The 21,696-nt window shown below is 71.4% G+C and carries 17 protein-coding genes and 2 pseudogenes; 10 read left to right on the top strand and 9 right to left on the bottom strand.

The window, feature by feature from the left end; genetic code table 11:
• Positions 1–20 precede the first annotated feature (20 nt).
• Positions 21–614 (bottom strand): FHA domain-containing protein, encoded by a 594-nt coding sequence (locus ACFYP5_RS17620; protein ID WP_389036406.1) that lies wholly within the window; start codon positions 612–614, stop codon positions 21–23.
• Positions 615–816: 202 nt separating this feature from the next.
• On the opposite strand from ACFYP5_RS17620, the gene ACFYP5_RS17615 reads away from it, so the two are divergent.
• From ACFYP5_RS17615 to ACFYP5_RS17605, 3 genes are all read left to right on the top strand, one after another.
• A complete protein-coding gene (locus ACFYP5_RS17615) occupies positions 817–1,776 on the top strand; it encodes a GNAT family N-acetyltransferase (protein WP_389036403.1) in 960 nt (319 codons plus the stop codon).
• 177 nt (positions 1,777–1,953) lie between these two features.
• Complete coding sequence (locus tag ACFYP5_RS17610; protein WP_389036400.1) at positions 1,954–2,865, top strand: GNAT family N-acetyltransferase; 912 nt, start codon at positions 1,954–1,956, stop codon at positions 2,863–2,865.
• A gap of 324 nt (positions 2,866–3,189) precedes the next feature.
• Positions 3,190–4,416 (top strand): MFS transporter, encoded by a 1,227-nt coding sequence (locus ACFYP5_RS17605; RefSeq protein ID WP_389036397.1) that lies wholly within the window; start codon positions 3,190–3,192, stop codon positions 4,414–4,416.
• On the opposite strand, the gene ACFYP5_RS17600 is transcribed toward ACFYP5_RS17605, so the two are convergent.
• Positions 4,405–5,775 (bottom strand): GH1 family beta-glucosidase, encoded by a 1,371-nt coding sequence (locus tag ACFYP5_RS17600; protein ID WP_389036394.1) that lies wholly within the window; start codon positions 5,773–5,775, stop codon positions 4,405–4,407. The two genes, ACFYP5_RS17605 and ACFYP5_RS17600, sit on opposite strands and share 12 nt — an antisense overlap.
• 158 nt (positions 5,776–5,933) lie before the next feature.
• Here ACFYP5_RS17600 and treZ point away from each other — a divergent pair, with 158 nt between their 5' ends.
• Positions 5,934–7,694, top strand: coding sequence for a malto-oligosyltrehalose trehalohydrolase (gene treZ / locus ACFYP5_RS17595; RefSeq protein ID WP_389036391.1), 1,761 nt, complete (start codon positions 5,934–5,936; stop codon positions 7,692–7,694).
• A 246-nt stretch (positions 7,695–7,940) separates the two neighbouring features.
• Here treZ and ACFYP5_RS17590 read toward each other — a convergent pair whose 3' ends face one another.
• A complete protein-coding gene (locus ACFYP5_RS17590) occupies positions 7,941–9,068 on the bottom strand; it encodes an aminopeptidase P family protein (protein WP_389036387.1) in 1,128 nt (375 codons plus the stop codon).
• Positions 9,069–9,139: 71 nt separating this feature from the next.
• A complete protein-coding gene (locus ACFYP5_RS17585) occupies positions 9,140–9,775 on the bottom strand; it encodes a nucleoside/nucleotide kinase family protein (protein WP_389036384.1) in 636 nt (211 codons plus the stop codon).
• Between the two features lie 78 nt (positions 9,776–9,853).
• Between ACFYP5_RS17585 and ACFYP5_RS17580 the strand changes: the two genes are divergently transcribed.
• On the top strand, positions 9,854–10,243 hold the full coding sequence (locus ACFYP5_RS17580; protein ID WP_389036381.1) for a VOC family protein: 390 nt from the start codon (positions 9,854–9,856) through the stop codon (positions 10,241–10,243).
• Between the two features lie 167 nt (positions 10,244–10,410).
• Here ACFYP5_RS17580 and ACFYP5_RS17575 read toward each other — a convergent pair whose 3' ends face one another.
• Positions 10,411–10,878, bottom strand: a complete 468-nt coding sequence (locus tag ACFYP5_RS17575) for a winged helix-turn-helix transcriptional regulator (RefSeq protein WP_389036378.1) — start codon at positions 10,876–10,878, stop codon at positions 10,411–10,413.
• A gap of 95 nt (positions 10,879–10,973) precedes the next feature.
• Between ACFYP5_RS17575 and ACFYP5_RS17570 the strand changes: the two genes are divergently transcribed.
• Positions 10,974–11,468 carry a PaaI family thioesterase gene (locus tag ACFYP5_RS17570; protein WP_389036375.1) on the top strand — a complete coding sequence of 165 codons (495 nt, stop codon included), beginning with the start codon at positions 10,974–10,976 and terminating at the stop codon, positions 11,466–11,468.
• 166 nt (positions 11,469–11,634) lie between these two features.
• Here the strand turns inward: ACFYP5_RS17570 and ACFYP5_RS17565 are convergent, their stop codons facing one another.
• The 3 genes from ACFYP5_RS17565 to tdh form a co-directional block, all read right to left on the bottom strand.
• Positions 11,635–12,549: a LysR family transcriptional regulator gene (locus ACFYP5_RS17565; RefSeq protein ID WP_389036372.1), complete on the bottom strand. Its 915-nt coding sequence runs from the start codon at positions 12,547–12,549 to the stop codon at positions 11,635–11,637.
• Positions 12,550–12,659: 110 nt separating this feature from the next.
• Positions 12,660–13,853 (bottom strand): glycine C-acetyltransferase, encoded by a 1,194-nt coding sequence (locus tag ACFYP5_RS17560; RefSeq protein WP_389036370.1) that lies wholly within the window; start codon positions 13,851–13,853, stop codon positions 12,660–12,662.
• Between the two features lie 38 nt (positions 13,854–13,891).
• Positions 13,892–14,920, bottom strand: coding sequence for an L-threonine 3-dehydrogenase (tdh, locus tag ACFYP5_RS17555; protein ID WP_389036368.1), 1,029 nt, complete (start codon positions 14,918–14,920; stop codon positions 13,892–13,894).
• Positions 14,921–15,561: 641 nt separating this feature from the next.
• On the opposite strand from tdh, the gene ACFYP5_RS17550 reads away from it, so the two are divergent.
• Complete coding sequence (locus tag ACFYP5_RS17550; protein ID WP_389036365.1) at positions 15,562–16,518, top strand: GlxA family transcriptional regulator; 957 nt, start codon at positions 15,562–15,564, stop codon at positions 16,516–16,518.
• A gap of 104 nt (positions 16,519–16,622) precedes the next feature.
• Positions 16,623–17,621 (top strand): type I glyceraldehyde-3-phosphate dehydrogenase, encoded by a 999-nt coding sequence (gene gap, locus ACFYP5_RS17545; RefSeq protein WP_389036362.1) that lies wholly within the window; start codon positions 16,623–16,625, stop codon positions 17,619–17,621.
• A 310-nt stretch (positions 17,622–17,931) separates the two neighbouring features.
• Here the strand turns inward: gap and ACFYP5_RS17540 are convergent.
• Positions 17,932–18,477 (bottom strand): annotated as a pseudogene (locus ACFYP5_RS17540) (erythromycin esterase family protein); the annotation flags it as partial.
• A 4-nt stretch (positions 18,478–18,481) separates the two neighbouring features.
• Between ACFYP5_RS17540 and ACFYP5_RS17535 the strand changes: the two are divergent.
• Together ACFYP5_RS17535 and ACFYP5_RS17530 are read left to right on the top strand one after the other, a co-directional pair.
• Positions 18,482–18,714: pseudogene (locus tag ACFYP5_RS17535) on the top strand (FAD-dependent oxidoreductase); the annotation flags it as partial.
• 393 nt (positions 18,715–19,107) lie between these two features.
• Positions 19,108–21,519, top strand: coding sequence for a GTPase-associated protein 1-related protein (locus tag ACFYP5_RS17530; protein WP_389037045.1), 2,412 nt, complete (start codon positions 19,108–19,110; stop codon positions 21,517–21,519).
• The last annotated feature ends 177 nt before the right edge of the window (positions 21,520–21,696 follow it).

The following is a 21,696-nucleotide window of genomic DNA, read 5'->3' as shown; positions in this document are numbered from 1 at the left end:
CCGCGGGTGCCCGGTCGGCGTCAGACCGGACGCCCGGCGATCCCGGGGGACTCGGGCGGCTTGAGTACGGGCGCGGAGAGCCGGAAGGTGATCCGGCCGAAGCTCACCTGGTCCCCGTCACGCACCGACACCGCCCCGGTCACCCGCTGCCCGTTCACACACGTGCCGTTGGTCGAGCCGAGATCGCGCAGGATCCATCGGCCGCCCTGCACCGTGAGTTCGGCGTGCATCCGCGAGACGGTCTCGTGGGTGAGCCGCAGTCCGTTCGCCGGGTCGCGGCCGATGAGCACGGGGTACGGGGTGGGCGCGGGAAGCAGCAGCTTCGGCAGCCGCTCGGCCTGCCAGGCCCTGCGCACCCGGGCCGGGAACCCGGAGACCGCGCCCACCACCTGGAACAGCCCACGTGTCCAGCGGCCTTCGGTCCGCAGGTCGGCGGTGAGTGCCTCCAACTCCTCCGAGCGGTGGGCGGACAGGGCCAGTTCCATGCGTCGCATGAATGTGTCGTGGGACAGCTTGCCCTGGGCCGCGCCTTCTCTGAGCACACCGAGAACACGGTCGCGCTGGGCGTCGGAGACCCGCGCGGGATACGTGTGGAACTCGAAGGAGGACGTCACAGGACCGATTGTCGGGCCGACCGCCCCGGAGTGTCCAGAACAAGCCTGCTTTCCGCCCACCTGACCTGCGCGGCACGACGACGCAGAGCACCCGTGCCGAATGTCGCGGGCGATGTCAGGAGAACGTTGCTACTGTCTCCCGCCGCGTGCCGTGTACTGAGTGCCGGTTGGCAGGCACGCCTCAAGGAGATGTGGAGACTTGGTGACCCCTGCACCACTGGAACTGACCATCCGTCCGCTCACCGGGCCCGACGAACTCGGGCTCTTCCGAAGCCTGTTGTACGTCCTCGACCACGAGCTGGCCGACGACCTCGCCATCGGGCGCCGCCGCCCGGAGTGGCTCTGGGTGGCGCTGCGCGGCGACCGGGTGGTAGCACGGGCCGGCTGGTGGAGCCAGGGCGGGGACGTACCGCTGGCGCTCGACTTCTTCGACGTCGACGACACGCTGCCGGAGCCCGAGCGCACCGAGACAGGTGTGCGGCTGCTGGAGGCGGCGACGGCTGCCGTCGTCCCCGCCGGGGTCCCGCGGCCGGAGTACGGACGTTTCGTACCGCCGGACTGGCGCGAGGACCCGGTGGCCCGCGACATCGTCGAGGCCCGGATCCGGGTGATGGAGCGCACCGGTGCGCGGATGCTGGTCGAGCGGCTGCGCCTGGAGTGGCGGGCAGGTACGCCGGTCCCGGCCGACACCGGCCGGCTGCGCTTCCGTCCGGTGGCCGGGCGCGAGGATCTGCTCGCACTGATGACCCCGGTGATGGAGGGCACCCTCGACGCGCACGGCCAGGAGGACCTCGCATCGGGCCTGTCCGCGCGCAAGGCCGCGGAGAAGCACTACGACGAGGAGCTCGCGGGGTACACCACCCCGCGGGAGTGGTGGCGGATCGCCGAACTCCCCGGCGGTGAGCCGGTCGGGTTCGTGATCCCGGCCCGCAACAGCTACAACCCGATCATCGCGTACATCGGTGTGCTGCCGGCGCAGCGCGGTCGCGGCCATATCGACGAGTTGCTCGCCGAGGGCACGCGGGTGCTCGCCGCGCAGGACGGCGTGGAGCGGATCCGGGCCGCGACGGACCTCGGCAACGTGCCGATGGCGAAGTCGTTCGAGCGCCTGGGGTACGTCAACTTCGAGCGCGCGTTCAACATGATCTGGGACGGGGCATAAATCGCTGGACCGCGAGCCGTGGGGCCGGTTACGTTGTTCGCCCGCCCGAGGATCGAGGAAGGAGGCGAGAACAGTGCGTACCAGTACCACTTCATTCCCGCGCTCCCGTCCCGTTCACCGGGCGGTTTCGGTTTCGGTCTGACCGGGAGCGCATCGCTTCTTCCGGAGGACTTTTCCATGACCGATCTGGTCGTTCGCGCGCTCACCGAGAGTGACGCACATCTTTTCCACACCCTGCAGGACCCTGGTCTCGTCGGCCGCGCCGCATTCGGCCACAGCTATGCCACGGTGCACGAGGGCGGCGAGTACCGCCCCGAGTGGAGCTGGATCGCTCTGCGCGACGGTGTCGTCGTGGCCAGGGCCGCCTGGTGGTCGGGGCCCGACGACACCGAGCCGGTGACGCTCAACTGGTTCGACTTCGCCGACGGCGAGGATGAGGCGGGCAGCGAACTGCTGCGCCGTGCGCCGCTGTACGCCGAGTACGAGCTGATACTGCCCGCCGACTGGCGGGAGCGGCCCGATGTCACGGCCGCCGCCGAGTCGAGGATCGCCGCCGCCCGCGCGACGGGTATGCAGCCGCTGGTGGAGCGGTACCGCTACGAGTGGACGCCGGAGTGCGGGGTGCCCGAGCGGCCCGGCCGGCTCATGTTCCGCCCGGAGCCGGACGACGCGGTGATCCTCGATGTGCTGCGCCGGGTCCACTCCGTCACGCTGGACGCGCACGCCCGGCGGGCCATCGAGGGCCCGGGCGGACTGGAGCAGGCGGCGCAGGAGGAACTCGACTTCTTCCACTGGTGCCCCTCGCCGCGCTCCTGGTGGCAGCTGGCGTACACCCCCGACGGCGAGGTGGCCGGCATCCAGGTGCCGGCCCGTAACCCGGGCGGTCCGTGCATCGGCTTCATCGGCGTCGTACCCGAACAGCGTGGCCACGGCTACGGGTACGACCTGCTCGTCGAGTGCACGCACTTCCTGGCGGCCGAGGGCGCCGAGTTCATCGCGGGCGCCACCGACCGGGGCAATGCGCCGATGGCCGCCGCGTTCGCCCGGGCAGGCCATCGGGTCATACAGGAACGCATCCATCTGGTGTGAGGTTCGGGGTGAGTTCCGCCGGCCGGTCGAGGCGGAGCTGCTGAGCGGCGGGGACGGTCGCATCCCCGCCGCGCGGCCCCACATGAGCAGCAGATTGCCGCCCACGGCCGCCGTCCCGGTCACCGGCGCGGTCGGCGCCGTGCGGCCGGTACGGACACGAGTGTCGGGCGCGCGGAGATCCCCAGCCGGGCCTCGGGACCACCACGAAGCGACCGTGGCGCGAAGTATTGATCACGCGGGGGGTCGTTCGTAGGATCCGGGCACCTCCGGGGCACCTCCGACCGCGATGGCTACGCGCACCACCGAGCTGATGGCGAGCGGCCGATGACCGTGGACGACACCCGAACGGAACCGCAGTCCCGCGTCGGCGGCGGCTGGATCAGTGGACTGGTGCTGGCCAACCTGGGCCTGTACATGGCTTTCCTCACCCCGATCCAGGTGCTGCTGGCCGAGCAGATCGACGATCTGACGACGTCCGGCAAGGAGGTGGCGCTCGGCTGGGCGACCGGCGTCGGCGCGTTGGTCGCGGTGGTCGCCAACCCGGTCGCCGGTGCGCTGTCGGACCGGACGAGCGGGAGGTTCGGGCGCCGTCACCCGTGGATCGTGGGTGGCGCGCTGGTGGGTGCGCTCGGCCTGGTGGTGACGGCGGCGCAGACGACCGTGGTCGGGGTCGCGCTCGGCTGGTGTCTGGCCCAGCTGGGGCTGAACGCGATGCTGGCGGGAACGAATGCGGTGGTGCCGGACCAGGTGCCGGTGCGGCAGCGGGCGGCGGTGTCCGGGTTCATCGGGATACCGCAGACGCTCGGGCTGGTCCTCGGCGTGCTGTTGGTGTCCGTGGTGGTGACCGGGATCGCCTCGGGGTATCTGATGCTGGCGGGTCTGGTGGTGCTGTGTGCGGTGCCGTTCGTGCTGCTGACCCGCGATCCGGCGGTGCCCGGGGTTCCGGGGTCGGCGGTGCGGCTGAAGGACTTCTGGGTGAGTCCGCGGCTGCATCCGGACTTCGGCTGGGCGTGGCTGACCCGGTTCCTCGTCCAACTGGGCAATGCGATCGGCACGCTGTATCTGCTGTATTTCCTCAAGGACGCGGTCCATTACCCGGACCCGGACATGGGTGTGCTGTATCTGACGCTGCTCTACACCGTCGGTGTGGTGGTGACGGCAGTGGCGGGCGGCATCGTCTCGGACCGGATGGGCAAGCGGAAGATGATGGTCAGCGTCTGTTCGATGGTGATGGCGGTGGGTTCGCTGCTGCTGACGTTCTGGCACACCTGGCCGGCGGCGATGGGCGCGGCGGTGCTGCTCGGGCTCGGCTACGGGATCTACGTCGCGGTCGACCAGGCGCTGATCACCCAGGTCCTGCCGGCGGCCGAGGACCGGGCGAAGGACCTGGGGGTGATCAATGTCGCCAACTCCGCGCCCCAGGTGCTCGGTCCGGCGCTGGCCGCGCCGATCGTGGCGTACGCGGGTGGCTACGCGGGGCTGTACCTGGCGTCCACCGTGGTGACGGTGGCGGGCGGGGTGCTGGTGTGGCGGATCAGGTCAGTCCGCTGACTCCGAGGCCCGTGCTGCCTTCTGGCTGCGGATGACGTCGCGGTACCAGGCGTACGACTCCTTGGGGGTCCGGCGCAGTGTCTCGTAGTCGATGTGGACGAGGCCGAAGCGCTTGCTGGCGCCCTCGATCCACTCGACGTTGTCGGTCAGCGACCAGGTGAAGTAGCCGCGGACGTCGACGCCTGCGTCGATCGCGGTGCGCAGCGCGCCCAGGTGGCCTTCCAGGAAGTCGATCCGGCGGGTGTCGGTGACGGCCTCGTCGACTGCGCAGCCGTTCTCGGTGATGTAGAGGGGAGGGAGCCGGTCGCCGTAGCGGGCCTGCAGCTGCACGAGGGTCTCGCGCAGTCCGTCGGGGACGACGGGCCAGCCGAAGTCGGTCTTCTCGTATCCCTCGATCTCTCGGATGCCGAAGGGTAGTTCGGCGGGCATCCCGAAGCCGGAGAAGGTTTCGAGGGCGTCCGCCCTGGGGGCGCCGACGAGGGTGGGGTTGTAGTAGTTGACCCCGTACCAGTCGAGCGGGGTGGAGATCGTCCTGAGGTCGTCCTCGACCGGTCCGGGCATCAGCGCGGCGAAGTTCTCGTCGGGGTAGCGGCCGGTGAGGATCGGGTCGGCGAACATCCAGTTGGTGAGGGTGTCGTACAGCTCGGCACCGAACCGGTCCTCCTCCGACTCCCCCGCGGTCCAGACGGGGGTGTGCGACACGGCCACGCCGATCTCGGTGGCACCGGCCGCCCGCAGCGCGCGGACGCCGAGACCGTGGGCGAGGAGCTGGTGGTGGGCGGCGGGCAGCGCGTCGAAGAGGAGGGTGCGGCCCGGCGCGTGCTCGCCCAACGCATAGCCGAGCATCGTCACTTCGGCGGGTTCGTTGATGGTGATCCACATGGGTACGCGGTCGGCGAGCCGCTCGGCGACGATGCCCGCGTACTCGGCGAAACGGTAGGCGGTGTCCCGGTTCAGCCAGCCGCCCGCCTCGTCGAGCGGCAGCGGGGTGTCCCAGTGGTAGAGGGTGGGGGCCGGGGTGATGCCGTGGGCACAGAGTTCGTCGACGAGCCGGTCGTAGAAGTCGAGCCCTGCCGGGTTGACGGCGCCGCTGCCGCCCGGCACCACACGCGGCCAGCTGACGGAGAACCGGAAGGCGTCGGCGCCGAGGCCGGCCAGGAGGGCGACGTCCTCGCGGTAGCGCTCGTGGAAGCCGGTGCCGCGGCTGGTGTCGGTGCCGTCCTTGATCCGTCCCGGCTGGGCGGCGAAGGCGTCCCAGCCGGAGGGGCCCTTGCCGTCGGCGTCGGCCGCTCCTTCGGTCTGGAAGGCGGAGGCGGAGGCTCCCCAGAGGAATCCCGGCGGGAACGTCGGCACAGTCATCTCGGCCTCCAGCAGCCGTACGTATGAGCCAGAACCTGGCAGGGCAATGATCAGAACCAGACCTTAATCGCCAGTAATGGGCTCGATCCAGTGTCGTGGGCCGGTGATCGCGACTTCTGCCGACCATGGGGCCGAGGCGACGAGACGAGGAGCGATGCATGCTGTTCGAGGTATGGGCACCTGAGGCGGACTCGGTTCGGTTGCGACTGGCGGGCGCGCTGCGGCCGATGACGCGTGACGAGGTACGAACGGGCTGGTGGACGGCCGATGCGGAGGCCACGGACGGCGACCGGTACGGCTTCGTGCTCGACGACGGCCCCGTGCTGCCCGACCCGCGTTCGCGCCGCCAGCCCGACGGCCCGGACGGCGAGAGCGCCGTCGTCGACCAGGAGGCGTACCCCTGGCGCGCCGCGTGGACGGGGCGCGGGCTGCCGGGCGCCGTCCTGTACGAACTGCATATCGGCACGTACACCGAGGAGGGCACCTTCGACGCCGCCGCGGCGCGCCTGCCGCACCTCGCCGAGCTGGGCATCACGCATGTGTCGCTGATGCCCGTCTGCCCCTTCCCCGGCACTCACGGGTGGGGGTACGAAGGAGTGTCGCTGTGGGCCGTGCACGAACCGTACGGCGGCCCGGACGGGCTGAAGCGCTTTGTCGACACGGCACACGGGCTCGGTCTTGCGGTGGTCCTCGACGTGGTCCACAACCACCTGGGCCCGTCCGGTAACTACCTGCCGGCGTTCGGCCCGTACTTCACCGAGACCCACCACACGCCGTGGGGAGCCGCGGTCAACCTCGACGCCGCCGGCTCGGACGAGGTCCGCGGGTATCTGCTCGGCAGCGCGCTCGGCTGGCTGCGCGACTACCGGCTCGACGGGCTGCGGCTCGACGCCGTCCACGCCCTCGCCGACACCCGGGCGCTGACCTTCCTGGAGGAGTTGTCCAGGGCGGTCGACGCACTCGCCACGGAGCTCGGTCGTCCGCTGGCCCTGATCGCCGAGTCCGACCTCTGCGACCCGCGCACCACTACGCCGCGCGCGGAGGGCGGGATCGGTCTGCACGCCCAGTGGAACGACGACTTCCACCATGCCCTGCACACAGCCCTGACCGGCGAGTCCCAGGGCTACTACGCCGACTTCGCCACCGCCCCGCTGGCCGCCGTCGCCAAGACCGTGACCAGCGCCTTCTTCCATGACGGCACGTACTCCGCCTTCCGCGGCCGCACGCACGGCCGCCCCGTCGACACCGTCCGCACCCCGGCCATCCGCTTCGTCGGCTACGCGCAGACCCATGACCAGATCGGCAACCGGGCGCTCGGCGACCGGCTCTCCGCCACGCTCTCCCCCGGTCTGCTGGCCTGCGCGGCGGCGCTGGTGCTGACCGGCCCGTTCACCCCGATGCTGTTCATGGGAGAGGAGTGGGGTGCCCGCACCCCCTGGCAGTTCTTCACCGACCACACCGATCCGGCGCTCGCCGAGGCGGTACGCAACGGCAGACGGCGGGAGTTCGCGGCGCACGGCTGGGCGGCGGACGACATCCCGGACCCGCAGGACCCGGCCACCCGCGACCGCTCCTGCCTGGACTGGACCGAGCCGGAACGCGAACCGCATGCCCGCCTCCACGCCTGGCACCGCGAGCTGATCGCGCTGCGCCGCACCATGCCCGATCTGTCGGATCCCGATCTGGCCGCGGTGAAGACCGCCCACGACGAACAGGCTCGCTGGCTGGCGTACCGCAGGGGCGATCTGCGGATCGCGGTCAACCTCGACGAGAAGCCGGCCACGATCCCACTCGGCGGTGGAAGGAACCGGACCGGCATGGGCAGGGTGCTGGCCGCCTGGGAACCGGTGGCGGCACCGGACGCGGACGGGCTGCTGCATCTGCCGCCGGAGTCGTGCGTGGTACTCGCCGACGACTGACGCGGCGTGGCACAGGACGGGGACCGGCAGGAGAACAGGAGCGACGACTGGCGGCTCCGCGACAACGAGGAGACCTGGGGCGTCGTGGACGCCGTCGTATCGTCGAGCAGCTGACCGAGAATCTCGGCGCCGTGGGCTGGGAACTGACGGCTGACCAGACGGCGCGGCTCGACGGGGCGAGCGCGCGGCCGCTGCCGTATCCGTACGCGACCCTGGCGCGGCTCAGCAACCGCGGCGGCTCGTGAGCTACTCGACGACTGCCAGCTCGCGCGCGGTGGTGTTCAGCCGCCGCCCGCCGTCGTCGGTGACAGTCACGATGTCCTCGATGCGTACGCCGAACCGGCCCGGCAGATAGATCCCGGGCTCCACGGAGAAGCACATGCCGGGCACCAGCAGCTGCTCCTCGCCCTCGATCATGTACGGGGGTTCATGGGTGGTGACGCCGATGCCGTGGCCGGTGCGGTGGATGAAGCGCTCGCCGTAACCGAATTCGGTGATGACCGCGCGGGCCGCCCGGTCGATCTCCTGGCAGGCGATGCCGGGCCGGACGGCGCGACAGCCGGCCTCCTGCGCCTCCCGCACGACGTCGTGCACCCGCTGCTCCTCGGCGGTGGGTTCACCGACATGGACCGTGCGGGAGGTGTCGGAGCCGTAGCCGTGCTTGAGGCCGCCGAAGTCGAGCACCACCATGTCGCCGTGCTCGATGGTGCGATCGCCTGCCTCGTGGTGCGGGTTGGCGCCGTTCGGGCCGGAGCCGACGACGGTGAAGTCGACCTGTGAGTGCCCGAACTGCTTGAGCAGTGCGGCGAGATCGGCGGCGACGTGGGTCTCCTTGCGGCCGGAGAAGCGGACCTTCAGGATCTCCTCGTACGTGGCGTCGGCGGCGGCCCCGGCTGCGGCGAGCCGTTCCAGCTCGGCCGCGTCCTTGACCGCCCGCAGCATCGGCAGGGCCTCGGTGAGGGAGACGTACGAGGTGCCGGGGAGGAACTGCTGCAGCCCGAGCAGATGCATCGCCCAGGCGTTGTCGCTGATCCCGAACCGGCCGTCCGCGTCGAGCAGCTGGGCGGCCACGGCGTACGGGTCCTTGCCGTCGGTCCAGTCGCGCAGGGTCAGGGCCGGGGAGCCGACGGCCTGCTCGGCGTCCGGCGCCTCCAGGGTGGGCACGACGAGCACCGGGTCCTCGCCCGCCTTGAGGACGAGGAGAGTGAGGCGTTCGGTGTTCACGGGCCGGTAGCCGGTGAGGTGGACGAGGTCCGGGCCCGGTGCGACGAGGACGCCTGCGAGCCCGGCTTCCGCGGCGGACTCGGCGGCCCGCGCCATCCTCGCCCGGTAGTCGTCGGCGGTGAAGGGCACGGGCTGGTTCGGGCTGGACATGCGGAACCTCCTGGCGAAGCGATACGGCACACAGCATCCTGCCCGGCGGCGGGGACGGGTGCGAGCGCGGGTCAGACGGCGGGTCGCAGTCGTACGACGAGGTCGGCGCGGTCCCGGCCACGGTCGACGAGCCGGGCATTGGTCTCGTCCGACTCGGCGACCCAGCGCTCGGCGTACGGGCGGGGCTTGCCGAACCGCACATGGCGGTCGACGAGTCTGCGGACCCTGACGTCCGGGTCGAGATCCAGGAACCAGACCTCGTCGAGCAGCCGGCGCACGGAAGCCCACGGCCCGTCGTCATGGAGGAGGTAGTTGCCTTCGGTGACGACGAGCGGGATGTCTGGGAGTACGGGAATGGCCCCGGCGATCGGCTCCTCCAGGGCGCGGTCGAAGGCGGGGGCGTATACGGGCCCCTGATCCCCGGGCGTGCGCAGGCGTCGGAGCAGGGCGGCGTAGCCGGCCGCGTCGAAGGTGTCGGGGGCTCCCTTGCGGCCTGCGCGGCCGAGGCGGTCCAGTTCGGCCTGCGCGAGATGGAAGCCGTCCATCGGGACGAGGACGGCGAGCCCGCCGAGCCCGCCGACCAGCCGCTCGGCGAGCGTGGACTTCCCGGCGCCGGGCGGCCCCGCGATGCCGAGGATGCGGCGGCGGCCGGGGACGGCGAGCCGGCGGGCGCGGGCCGACAGTTCACCGACGTCACTCGTCTGCATGCGGCGCATTGTTCCGGCACGAACGGCACTCTGGGTAGTGTTACGTATAACCGCACTCAGTACCCCCGAGGAACCGCCATGTCTCACATCGCCCTGGTCACCCTGGTCGTCCGCGACTACGACGAGGCCATCTCCTTCTACACGGACGCGCTCGGCTTCGATCTCCTGGAGGACACCGACCGCGGGGACGGCTCCCGCTGGGTCGTCGTCCGGCCGCGCGGCGCGACGGAGGGAACGGGGCTCCTGCTGGCCCGCGCGAAGGACGACGACCAGCGCAGCCGCGTCGGCGCACAGACCGGCGGCCGGGTCGGCTTCTTCCTGCACACCGAGGACTTCACGGCCGACCATGCGCGGATGCAGGCAGCCGGAGTCCGCTTCCTGGAGGAACCGCGCCACGAACCGTACGGCTCGGTCGCGGTCTTCGAGGACCTGTACGGCAACCGCTGGGACCTGCTGCAGCCCACATGATGTCGCTCGCGGCGGTGCGGCGGCGGAAGGACGGGCGACTCTCGCCCTCGGAGGGGTCCGCCGCCGCAAGGACTCCGGCGACACGGAATCAGACCGTTGCGACGGTCGGCCCCTCGGAATTCAGGAGCCTTCGACCGTCACGTAGGGATCAACTCGCCTGCAGCCACTCAGCCGTGAGGCCTGGCCGCAGGTCCGGGCAGGACCGTGACCTCGGCCGGGGTGAGCGCGGCATGCTCGCCGGAGCACTCGACCACGACGTGCACCGGGGCGCCGCAGTCACTGTGCCGCATGTCCAGGACCGGGCCCTCGGGGTCGGCGGCGTAGGTCTCACCCCACTGCCTGAGCGCCACGAGAACGGGCCACAGGTCCCTGCCCTTGCCGGTCAGGCGATATTCGTTCCGGGTCCGGCTGCCCTGCTCCTGGTACGGGACGGTCCGCAGGACCCCGGCCGCGACCAGTTTGCGGAGCCGGTCGGCCAGGACGGCCTCCGAGAGCCCCACATGGCGGCGGAAGTCGTCGAAGCGGCGCACTCCGTTGAAGGCGTCGCGCAGGATCAGCAGAGTCCACTTCTCGCCGACCACGTCGAGGGTGCGCTGGACCGTGCAGTTCTCCGTGCTCATCTCCAGCCACTTCATCCCGTCATGGTAGCCCTCCTGGCTTTGATATTGACAGTCAGCTGCGTCGATAGCTAGCTTTGAGAGACAAAGTCAGCTGAGGAGGCGCCAGCCGCATGGGACGGTCACGTACATACGAATGGGAAGATCCGGCGATCTCGGCGGCCACCGTCGGGCGGAGCACGGGTCTGGAGTTCCTGCGCGAGATCGCCGCCGGACGGCTGCCCGGCCCTCCGGTCGGCGCCACCCTGGACATCACCCTCGACGAGGTCGAGCACGGACGGGCGGTGTTCTCCCTGATCCCTGGCGAGGAGCACTACAACCCCATCGGCAGCGTGCACGGCGGGGTCTACGCCACACTGCTGGACTCGGCCGCCGGTTGCGCAGTCCAGTCCACCCTGCCGCCGGGCATGGCGTACACCTCGGTCGACCTGACCGTGAAGTTCCTGCGCCCCGTCACCGTCGACACCGGCAGGATCCGCGCCGTCGGCACGCTCATCAGCAGCGGCCGCCGCACCGCCCTCGCCGAAGCCCGGCTCATCGACGAGACGGACCGCCTCCTCGCCCACGCCACCAGTACATGCATGCTGTTCCCGCTGCCGGCGTCCTGACCCCCTGAGGACTTCGAGCCCTCGGGACGAGCTACGTGGCGAGGCGAGGGCCTTCATGAAGCGCGCGAGGCGGCGGGCCGGCAAGCCGGTGGGGCGACCACGCGGATGACGCGACGCAAGCCCGTCGGGCGATCGAGGACAGAGCCCGTCGCAGGCGCAATCCCGCTCAGCCCGCAGGCAACCGCACTGCCGCGCCCTGCAGAGCATCGAGGACCGGTCTGATCAGTGGGTGGCCCTCCGCCCCGTGCCGCACCGCTGCGAACACCCGTCGGGTCGGTGCGCTGCCCTCAACCGGCCGCACCATCACGCCCGCAAGGTCCATGCCGCGTAGCGCCCACCTCGGCACCAGTGCCACTCCGGCCCCTGCCCCGGCCAGCGCCACGACCGCCCGGAAGTCGTCCGAGGAGTGCTCCAATCTCGGCTGGAAGCCGGCGAACTCGCAGGCCAGGACCACCACGTCATGGCACGGGTTGCCGGGATACTGACCGATCCACGGGTCCTTCTCCAGGTCCGCGATCGTCACCTGGTCCTGGTCGGCCAGCCGGTGGCCCACCGGCAGCACCGCGTCGAACGGCTCCGAGTACAGCGGTACCCGGGTCAGCCGCCGGTCGTCCTCGTCGGGCGCGCCCCGGTATTCGACGGCGACCGCCACATCCACCTGCCGGTCCAGCACCATCGGCACGCTCGCGTCGCCCTCCGCGTCCTGCACCCGGACCCGGATGCCGGGGGCGGTGAGCGTCAGCTCGGCGATCGCCGGGGCGAGCACCAGGCCGATGCCCGTGGCGAACGCGGCGACCGTGACCGTACCGGCGTCCCCCGCGCTGTATGCGGCGAGCTCGGCCTCCGCCCTTTCCAGTTGGGCGAGGACCGCGTTGGTGTGAGTCAGCAGGATCTCGCCGGCGGCGGTGAGCCGGACGCCCCGGGCGCTCCGGTCGACCAGCCGGTGACCGGTCTCCTGTTCCAGCGCGGCAAGCTGCTGGGAGACGGCGGAAGGGGTCAGATACAGCGCGGCGGCTGCCGCAGTCACGGTGCGGTGGTCGGCCACCGCACGGAGAATACGCAGCCGCCGTGCATCGATCATGCGATCCATTGTCCCAGGTCCCGCTGGATGTCCCGGCCCTGGACCCGGTCGGGGAGGCCCGGGACCGCCGGAGGCCCGGGACCGTCCGGTCCCGGGCCTCCGGCGGGGTCCTACTCGCTCAATGCGGCCCGCGCGTCGACGAACGCGTCCACCGCACGGTTCACATCGTCCGTGGAGTGCGCGGCGGACAGCTGCACGCGGATGCGTGCCGCGCCCTGCGGGACCACCGGGTACGAGAACCCGATCACGTACACACCGCGCTCCAGGAGCAGCTCCGCCATCCGGCCTGCCTTCGCCGCGTCCCCGATCATGACGGGGGCGATGGCGTGGTCGCCGGGCAGGATGTCGAAGCCTTCCTCGGTCATCCGGGTACGGAAGAGCGCGGTGTTGGCGTTGAGCTGCTCGCGCAGGTCACCGGCGGACTCCAGCAGGTCGATGACCTTCAGTGAGGCCGCCGCGATGACCGGGGCGAGCGAGTTGGAGAAGAGGTACGGGCGGGACCGCTGGCGCAGCAGCGCGACGATCTCGGCGCGGGCCGCGACATAGCCGCCGGACGCACCGCCGAGTGCCTTGCCGAGGGTGCCGGTGATGATGTCGACACGGTCCATGACGTCGTGCAGCTCGGGGGTGCCGCGGCCGCCGGGGCCGACGAAGCCGACGGCGTGCGAGTCGTCGACCATGACCATGGCGTCGTACCGGTCGGCCAGGTCGCAGATCTCGCGCAGCGGGGCGACGTAGCCGTCCATGGAGAACACGCCGTCGGTGACGATGAGCCGGCGCCGGGCGTCCGACGCCTCCTTGAGCTGCTTCTCCAGGTCGGCCATGTCGCGGTTGGCGTAGCGGAACCGCTTGGCCTTGGAGAGGCGGATGCCGTCGATGATGGAGGCATGGTTGAGGGCGTCGGAGATGACCGCGTCCTCCGGGCCGAGGACGGTCTCGAAGACACCGCCGTTGGCATCGAAGCAGGAGGAGTAGAGGATCGTGTCCTCCTGGCCGAGGAACGACGAGAGCCGCTGCTCCAGCTCCTTGTGGACCTCCTGGGTGCCGCAGATGAAGCGGACCGAGGCCATCCCGTAGCCCCAGCGGTCCAGCGCCTCGTGGGCGGCGGCGATCACGTCGGGATGGTCGGCGAGGCCGAGGTAGTTGTTGGCGCAGAAGTTGAGCACCTCGCCGGGGCGGCCACCCGCGGTGACGGCGACGGTCGCGGACTGCGGGGTGCCGATCACACGCTCGGGCTTGTGGAGTCCGGCGGCCTTGATCTCGTCGAGGGTGGTGCGCATGTCGTCGCGTACGGAGTCGAACATGAGGGGTCTCTCCCGGCTCGATAGCTGGATACGGGTGGTCAGGAGGTCCAGTCGAGGATGACCTTGCCGCCGAGTCCGCTCGCCGCGTCGTCGAAGGCCGCCTCGAAGTCGCGGTAGCCGTACCGTCCGGTGATCACCGGGGCGAGGTCGAGGCCGCCCTCCAGCAGTACGGACATGGCGTACCAGGTCTCGTACATCTCGCGCCCGTAGATCCCCTTGATCGTGATCATCGAGGTGACGATGCGCGACCAGTCGACGGCGAACTCTTCGGACGGCAGTCCGAGCATGGCGATCCGTCCGCCGTGCGTCATGTTCGCGATCATGTCGCGCATGGCCTCGGGGCGGCCGGACATCTCCAGGCCGATGTCGAAGCCCTCGCGCAGGCCGAGCTTCTGCTGGCCGTCGGCGATGGTCTGTTCGCGGACGTTGAGGGCGAGGCTGACGCCGACCTTCCGGGCCAGGTCGAGCCGGGCCTCGCTGACGTCGGTGATCACGACGTTGCGGGCGCCCGCGTGCTTGGCGACGGCCGCGGCCATGATGCCGATCGGTCCGGCGCCGGTGATCAGGACGTCCTCGCCGACGAGCGGGAACGACAGCGCGGTGTGCACGGCGTTGCCGAACGGGTCGAAGATCGCGGCGACGTCGAGGTCGACGGGGACCCGGTGCACCCACACGTTGGAGGCGGGGAGCGCGACGTACTCGGCGAACGCCCCGTCGCGGCCGACGCCGAGTCCCAGGGTGGAGCGGCACAGGTGCCGGCGTCCGGCCAGACAGTTGCGGCACTTTCCGCAGACCAGGTGGCCTTCGCCGCTGACCAGGTCGCCGAGGGCGATGTCGACGACGTCGGCGCCGATCGCGGCGACCTCGCCGACGAACTCGTGGCCGAGGACGAGCGGCGTCTTCACGGCCTGCTGGGCCCAGCCGTCGTAGTTGCGGATGTGCAGGTCGGTCCCGCAGATACCGGTACGGAGCACCTTGATCAGCACGTCCGAGGGGCCGATCTCCGGCTCGGGAACGTCCATCAGCCAGAGTCCGGGCTCGGCCTTCTGCTTCACGAGTGCCTTCACGGCTTCGGCTCCCTGTACGTGGTACGTGGTGATTGCCCCGGGCCGGGGGCACGCCTGAGGCGGCCTGCGGCCCGGGGAAGGAGGAGGGACGGCATGGGCAGCGCGCGCGGTGATCGGCTGCCGCGCACCATCCTCTGCCGTCACGGAGAAATCTGCCGTACCCCGCGCCCCAGGTCCATCGAGGTTTTCTTAAGCGCAGCCGCAGTTCCGCTTCATGCCGCACCGGACGGAGGGGCCGGCCGCCCTGTGGAACGGGCGGCCGGCCCCGGGAACCGAGCGGGCGATGAGTCGCCGGTCTCCCGCGGCAGGTTGTCGCGGCCCGGCACCTCATCGGGTGACAGGGCCCGGTCGTCCCCCGGGTTCGGCTTGGCCCATCCGGTGGACGCCTACCAGGTGATCCGGTTCGGCTGCGCCGGGTTCACCCCGGTTCGGCACGAGCCGAAGCGCGCTTGTCGTCCGTCTCCCCGGCGGACACACCGCGCTCTCGCGGACTCTCTGCGGGACGGCCCTCAGGCGCCGCTCGCGCCGCAGGTCTCCGCGTACCTCGTTGTGAGCGGGCCGTCCCGAGGTGGCCGGACCCGCGCGGTGGAGCCCCTACCGCACCACCGGACCGGGCCCGCGCCCCTGCGTACCCTGTCTCCGTGTCAGCCTCCCGCCTGCGTCGCGTCGCCGTCCTTGTGCTCGAGGGTGCGAAGCCGCTCGATGTCGGAATCCCCGCGCAGGTGTTCACGACGCGCGCGAGCATGCCGTACCAGGTGCGGTTGTGCGGCGCGGCACCTGGTCTCGTGACCGGTGGCGACGGCCTTTCGTACCACGTCGCCCATGGCCTCGACGCACTTGCGTGGGCCGACATCGTCTTCATCCCCGGTTATCGCTTCCCGGACCGTGACGATCCGCCGCAGGCCGTCGTCGACGCGCTGATCGCCGCCCACGACCGGGGCGCGCGGCTCGCCGCCATCTCGACAGGCGCCTTCGCGCTCGCCGCGACGGGCCTGCTCGACGGCAGGCGTGCCACGACCCACTGGCACTACTCACGGGCGCTGGCGGCGAAGCATCCACTCGTTCAGGTCGACGAGAACGTCCTGTTCGTCGACGAGGGCAGCGTGCTGACGTCGGCCGGCGCCGCCTCGGGCATCGACCTGTGCCTGCACATTCTGCGCGGCGACCTCGGGGTGGCCGCATCGAACCACGCGGCGCGGCGACTGGTCGCAGCCCCCTACCGCAGTGGCGGTCAGGCGCAGTACGTGCCGCGCAGCGTGCCCGAGCCGCTCGGTGAGCGATTCGCAGACACCCGCGAGTGGGCGCTGCACCGGCTCGATGAACCCCTCACCCTCGAGAGGCTGGCGCGGCAGGCGGCGGTCTCGCCGCGCACGTTCTCGCGGCGCTTCGTAGCGGAGACCGGGTACACGCCGATGCAGTGGGTCATGCGAGCCCGCATCGACATGGCCCGCGAACTGCTCGAGCGTTCGCAGCGCAGCGTCGAGCAGATCGCCGCCGACGTCGGCCTCGGCACCGGTGCGAATCTGCGGTTGCACTTCCACCGCATCCTCGGCACCACGCCGAGCGAGTACCGGCGCACCTTCGCCCGAGGCGAGTAGCCACGCCGCACCTGGCGCGATCCTTTTGAACCGTGGCGATCGCGCCACTGTCACCGACGGGTGTCGCGAGCGAGCCTGGGTGGCGAACCGAAGGGACAGCACTTATGACTCGCATCGCCATCAACGGATTCGGCCGCATCGGACGCAACGTGCTGCGCGCGCTGCTCGAACGTGACAGCAAGCTCGAGGTCGTCGCCGTCAACGACCTCACGGAGCCCGCCACCCTCGCACGACTGCTCGCCTACGACACGACGGCCGGCCGGCTCGGTCGCCCGGTGACCGCCGACGGGGACGCCCTCGTCGTCGACGGCCGTCGCATCAAGGTGCTCGCCGAGCGTGAACCGGCGCGGCTGCCGTGGGCCGAACTCGGTGTCGACGTCGTCCTCGAAGCGACTGGCCGCTTCACGTCGGCCGAGGCCGCGCACGCCCACCTCGATGCGGGCGCGAAGAAGGTCCTGGTCAGCGCACCGTCGGACGGCGCCGATGTCACGCTGGCATTCGGGGTCAACACCGACGCGTACGACCCGACCGCGCACACGATCGTGTCGAACGCTTCGTGCACGACCAACGCGCTTGCACCGCTGGCCGCGGTACTCGACGAGCTCGCCGGGATCGAGCACGGCTTCATGACCACGGTGCACGCCTACACGCAGGAGCAGAACCTTCAGGACGGTCCGCACCGCGACGCCCGTCGCGCCCGAGCTGCCGCCGTCAACATCGTGCCGACCACGACGGGCGCCGCCAAGGCGATCGGTCTGGTGCTGCCGAACCTGGAAGGCAAGCTGTCGGGCGACTCGATCCGGGTGCCGGTTCCGGTGGGCTCGATCGTCGAGCTCAACACGACCGTCGCCCGTGACGTGACGCGCGAGGACGTGCTGGCGGCGTATCGCGCCGCGGCGGACGGGCCGCTCGCCGGCGTCCTCGAGTACTCGGACTTCCCGCTCGTGTCCTCCGACATCACGGGCAATCCGGCCTCGTCGATCTTCGACTCGGCCCTCACCCGGGTCGACGGCCGGCACGTGAAGGTGGTCGCCTGGTACGACAACGAGTGGGGCTTCTCGAACCGTGTGATCGACACACTCGAGCTCCTCGCCACCCGCTGACTGGAGCGTGTCCGGACGCTGCGGACCAGGAGCGCGTCGGTACCAGGACGCGCTCCGCACGCGGATCTGCGCAGCGCCGCCCCGCCCTGGGGCCGGCTCCCGTCGGCGGTGGGCAGGACCGCTCCCGCGTGCAGCCGTGCCCGGCACCGCTGCCGGGCACACCTGGGGTCACGAACACCCGCGGGACGGGACGTCACCGAGGTGAGGTCCCGAAACCTGATCCGAGTCCGCTGCCGGCTTTTCACCCCGGCTCCGACGTGCATCACGGCGGCCATGACGACGGAGCCGGAGGTTGACGCGCAAGCCGGCTCTACGGGACGTCCTTGACGAACACGATGCCGTCGCTGTCCGCCAGGTGGGCCGGGTCGAGCGGGGCGTAACCGAACCATGGGGATACGCGGGGCTCGGGCCGCGTGTCGCCGAGGGCGGCGGCCAGCCGCGGGGCGTCGATGACACAGCGGTCCGCCGGGAGCGCGTACAGGAGTCCTTCGACGGTGTCCGGCGGCGGCGTGTCCACTCCCTGGTGCCGCATCGTGCCGAGGGCCGTGGCCACGAAGGCGTACTCCTCGCCGAGTCGGGCGCTCACCAGCGCACCGGCGCTCCACCACTCCAGCGGCATTGCGCCCATCCGCATCGTGCTCCTCCCCCGCTGGAGATGGGAGTTGTGGGCGTGGATGAGCGCCGGGCCCCGAGCGGCGACGGCGAGGAGGTTGTGGGCCATCATCTGGTCCCGCACACCCACCAGTCGGGTCATGCGGGCCGGTGAGGTGTCGGCCATCCAGTAGTGGTAACGCAGCAGACCGAGGGCGGTGCGCCCGTACAGTTGCGCCCGGTCCCGGTCCTCCCACGAGGTCGCCGACCCCCGGCCGGATGACCGGGGCAATCCCGAGATCGACCGCCGGCAACTCCGTGACCTGCTGCTCGGCCCGCTGGACGCTCGGTGGGGGCGGGGCGTGACGGAGGTGGTGCCGGGAACCCGGGATGGCGTGCTGGTCCATTTCGCGGACGGGCGACGGAGGCGTTCGACCTCGTGGTCGGCGCGGACGGCGCCTGGTCCCGAGTCCGCCCGGCAATCTCGTCCGCGACGCCGCACCCGGCGTCACCTTGATCGAACCTCCCTGGACGAGAGCAGGTCCGGCTCGGCACGGACCGTCGTGCGCGTCTGTACGCCGTCCGGCACCACTCGCCGGTCGGCCGGCGCCTCGACCGGGATCAGCCCGTACCCGCCGCCGGAACCCAGCGGTGGCGCCACCGGCTCCCCCGACAACCGTCGGTCCGAATGCTTCCGTGGCAGTTGCCCGGATCACGTTTCGGCAGCGTGCCTGCGGGCCCGCCGCACCTTGATAGCGTCGCTCCCGCGATTGCGGACCGCTCCCCGCCGGGGTCGTCGCCGCGCCCGTACGGTCGGTCCATGACGGACGGCCGACGAGGGCGGGGCGTGCAGACGCACGGGGACGTACGTGGCAAGGACGAAGAGGGCCGACGCATGAGCCTCGCGCAGTTGCACTACACCTCGGCCTCCGCGGGGGAAGACGGGGTCGGCGCACGGTTCACGGCGGTCGGTGGGGGCATACCGACGCCGGTGCTGACCGAGGCGGAGCAGCTGCTCGGTTACGAGCCTCCGGCCGGGGCGCCGTACCATCCGACCGCCGCTGAACTCCGGTCCTTCCCCGAGACGTTCAGCTTCAGCGCGCTCTCCGACGGCAGCCATCTGCTGAGCCGTACCGTGGCACTCGGGGGTTCCGGCGCCGGTCACTTCCACGCGCATGCGGTGCATCTTCCGGCCGGCACGCGCCTGCCGGGCGACGCGCTCCCGATCACGGCGTGGCGGTCGCCGAGCTGGGCGTCGACCACGCCCGACGGCGGTACACCGGACCGCATTTCGGCCCTCCCCGCCTCTGCCGCCTTCGGGCAGGAGGCGCTCAACGACTTCGCGGTCTCCCGCAGCCCCTGGCTCGCGACGGTCTTCGCCGATCTGCGCCGGGTGAGTGAGAAACCGTCGTCGGTGCAGATCGTCCTCGTGGAGCGGCAGAGTGCGGACGTGGCCCGGTGGATCGCGCTGGCCGGCGCCGTACTCCCGCCGGAGGACGCACAGCGGCTGACGTTCACCACGTACACCCGCCGCCCGGCGCACTCCCCGCACCAGGTGATCGGCGTACTGCCGGACGACGCTCACGAGCTGACCGGCCCGGGCTTCCGTGTGCACGCGTGCGCCGGCCGTGCTCCGGAGTGGCCGGTGGACGATGCCTGGGCGGAGACGGTGGCCCGGATCTGGCGCAGCCGTGCACCTGAACTGTTCCGGGCGGCTGCCGGGCTGCCTGGCGCGCCCTTCGCCGCCGGACCGCTCGCCTTCACCGCACTGCACGCGGGCATCGCGCTCGGTCCGAACGGGCGTGCAGCAGCCGCCGATTGGGCTGCCGAGAGGCCGTATGCGCTGGATGAACAGCAGGTACGTCGGCTGACCGCCGCGCTCACGGCACCGGCCGACGACCGTACCGCCGCCGAGTCGGCGTCGGTGGCACGGCTGCTGGCGGCGCTCGAAGGACGTGTCCCCGCCACCACCACGGCACCGCTCGCCGCACTGCTGGTGACGGAGGCGGTGCGGCGCAGCGACACCGTGCTCGCGCTCCCGCCCCGCTCGGCGTTCGCCGAGCCCGCCGCCGTGAAGGAGCTGGCCGAGGAGCTCGGTCCGGACCTGCTCGCCGAGCTCACCTCGGAGACGACGGTCGGGGAGACCATCGGGCGCCAGGTGCAGCTGCTCCGGATCGCCCGGCTGCTCGACATGGATCTGGCAGACCAACTTCCCTCCGTCGCACGGCACATGGCCCGGATCCTGCTGGCAGCTCCGGCGCCGGACAGCGGCCCCGCACTGCTCGACCTCCTCGACGAGCAGTTCGACGTCCGCACGGCGCTCCTCGGCGAACTGGACCAACTCGCCCTGACCGCACCCTCCGCCGCCGAAGAACTCCTCACCCGCGTCGCCCTCCCCTTCACCGGCGCGCAGGCACTGCCGCATCTGCGGATGTGCGCCGCGGCGCCCCGCGCGAAGGAGCAGGGCTCCGACCGCATCATGGCGCTGCACACGGTGCTGCGCGCCGCAGGGTTCTCACCCTTTGCCGAGCCGCTGGTACTGCGCACCGCCGTCGGGCTGATCTGGGGTGATACCACCCCGACGGCGGGCGAGGCCCTCCTCCTGCTCGGCGAGTCCGGTTCCGACTCCCACCGGACGGCCGGCACGTGGTCACACCTCCTCGCCGCCGCACTGTCCGCGCCTTCGGACGACGCGGATGCCGCCGAACTCGCCCACGATCTGCTGCGCTGCTTCCCCCAGGAGATCGACGCACGCGGCCGCGGTGCGCTGCGGCTGCTCGAGTTCGCCCGCGACATCAGGTCCGGTGAGTCGGCGCCCGGCTGGCCCGACCGCGCAAAGGCTCTACGCGCCCGCGCCGAGCCGGTGGAACCCACTGTGCTGGAGCACGCCTACGGCACCCTCGCCCACAAGCTGCTCGCACCGGAACGCCCCGAGGCGGAGCTGTACGCATTCGTGCACAGCGACGACCGGGACCTGATCGCGGCCTACGGCAGGGCCGCCCGCCACGACACCGTCCTGGCCCGGCTGCGGACCGAACCGGCTTACGTGGCCGACTGCTTCACCGTCTGGACCTCTCATCCGCACGCGGGCCGGGCCTGGAGCGAGACCCGGGCCGCACTGCTGGAGGAGGTGCTGCGTCCGGTGGTGCACGACCTGTCCGGCAGCGAGATCGCGGCGGTGGAGAGGGCCGCCGAACGGACGGGCAGCAGCCGCACGGCGGAGGCGTTCCGGACCTGGCGCCGCCGGCCCGGCACCTTCGGCAGGCGCCTGGGAAGCCGGCTGGCGGCACGGGTGCGACGGTCCTAGCCGGGGCCCGGCCAAGGGCTGTCCCGTGGACACGGATCCCCCGGCCGCTCCGTGCGGTCCTCGTCGGAGTCGCCCAGCACGTCGGAGAGGTGCTGGGCGCCGGTTCTGCCGGTTCCGGTCGCATTTGGTGGTCGGTGGTTCTGTGACGGCTGCCCGTGAAGGCCGGGCCCAATTCGG

This window comes from Streptomyces sp. NPDC005262, assembly GCF_042872425.1.
Classification (GTDB): Bacteria; Actinomycetota; Actinomycetes; order Streptomycetales; family Streptomycetaceae; genus Streptomyces.
The sequence above is the reverse complement of the archived record's forward strand: the minus strand, read 5'-3'. Positions and strand labels throughout refer to the sequence as shown.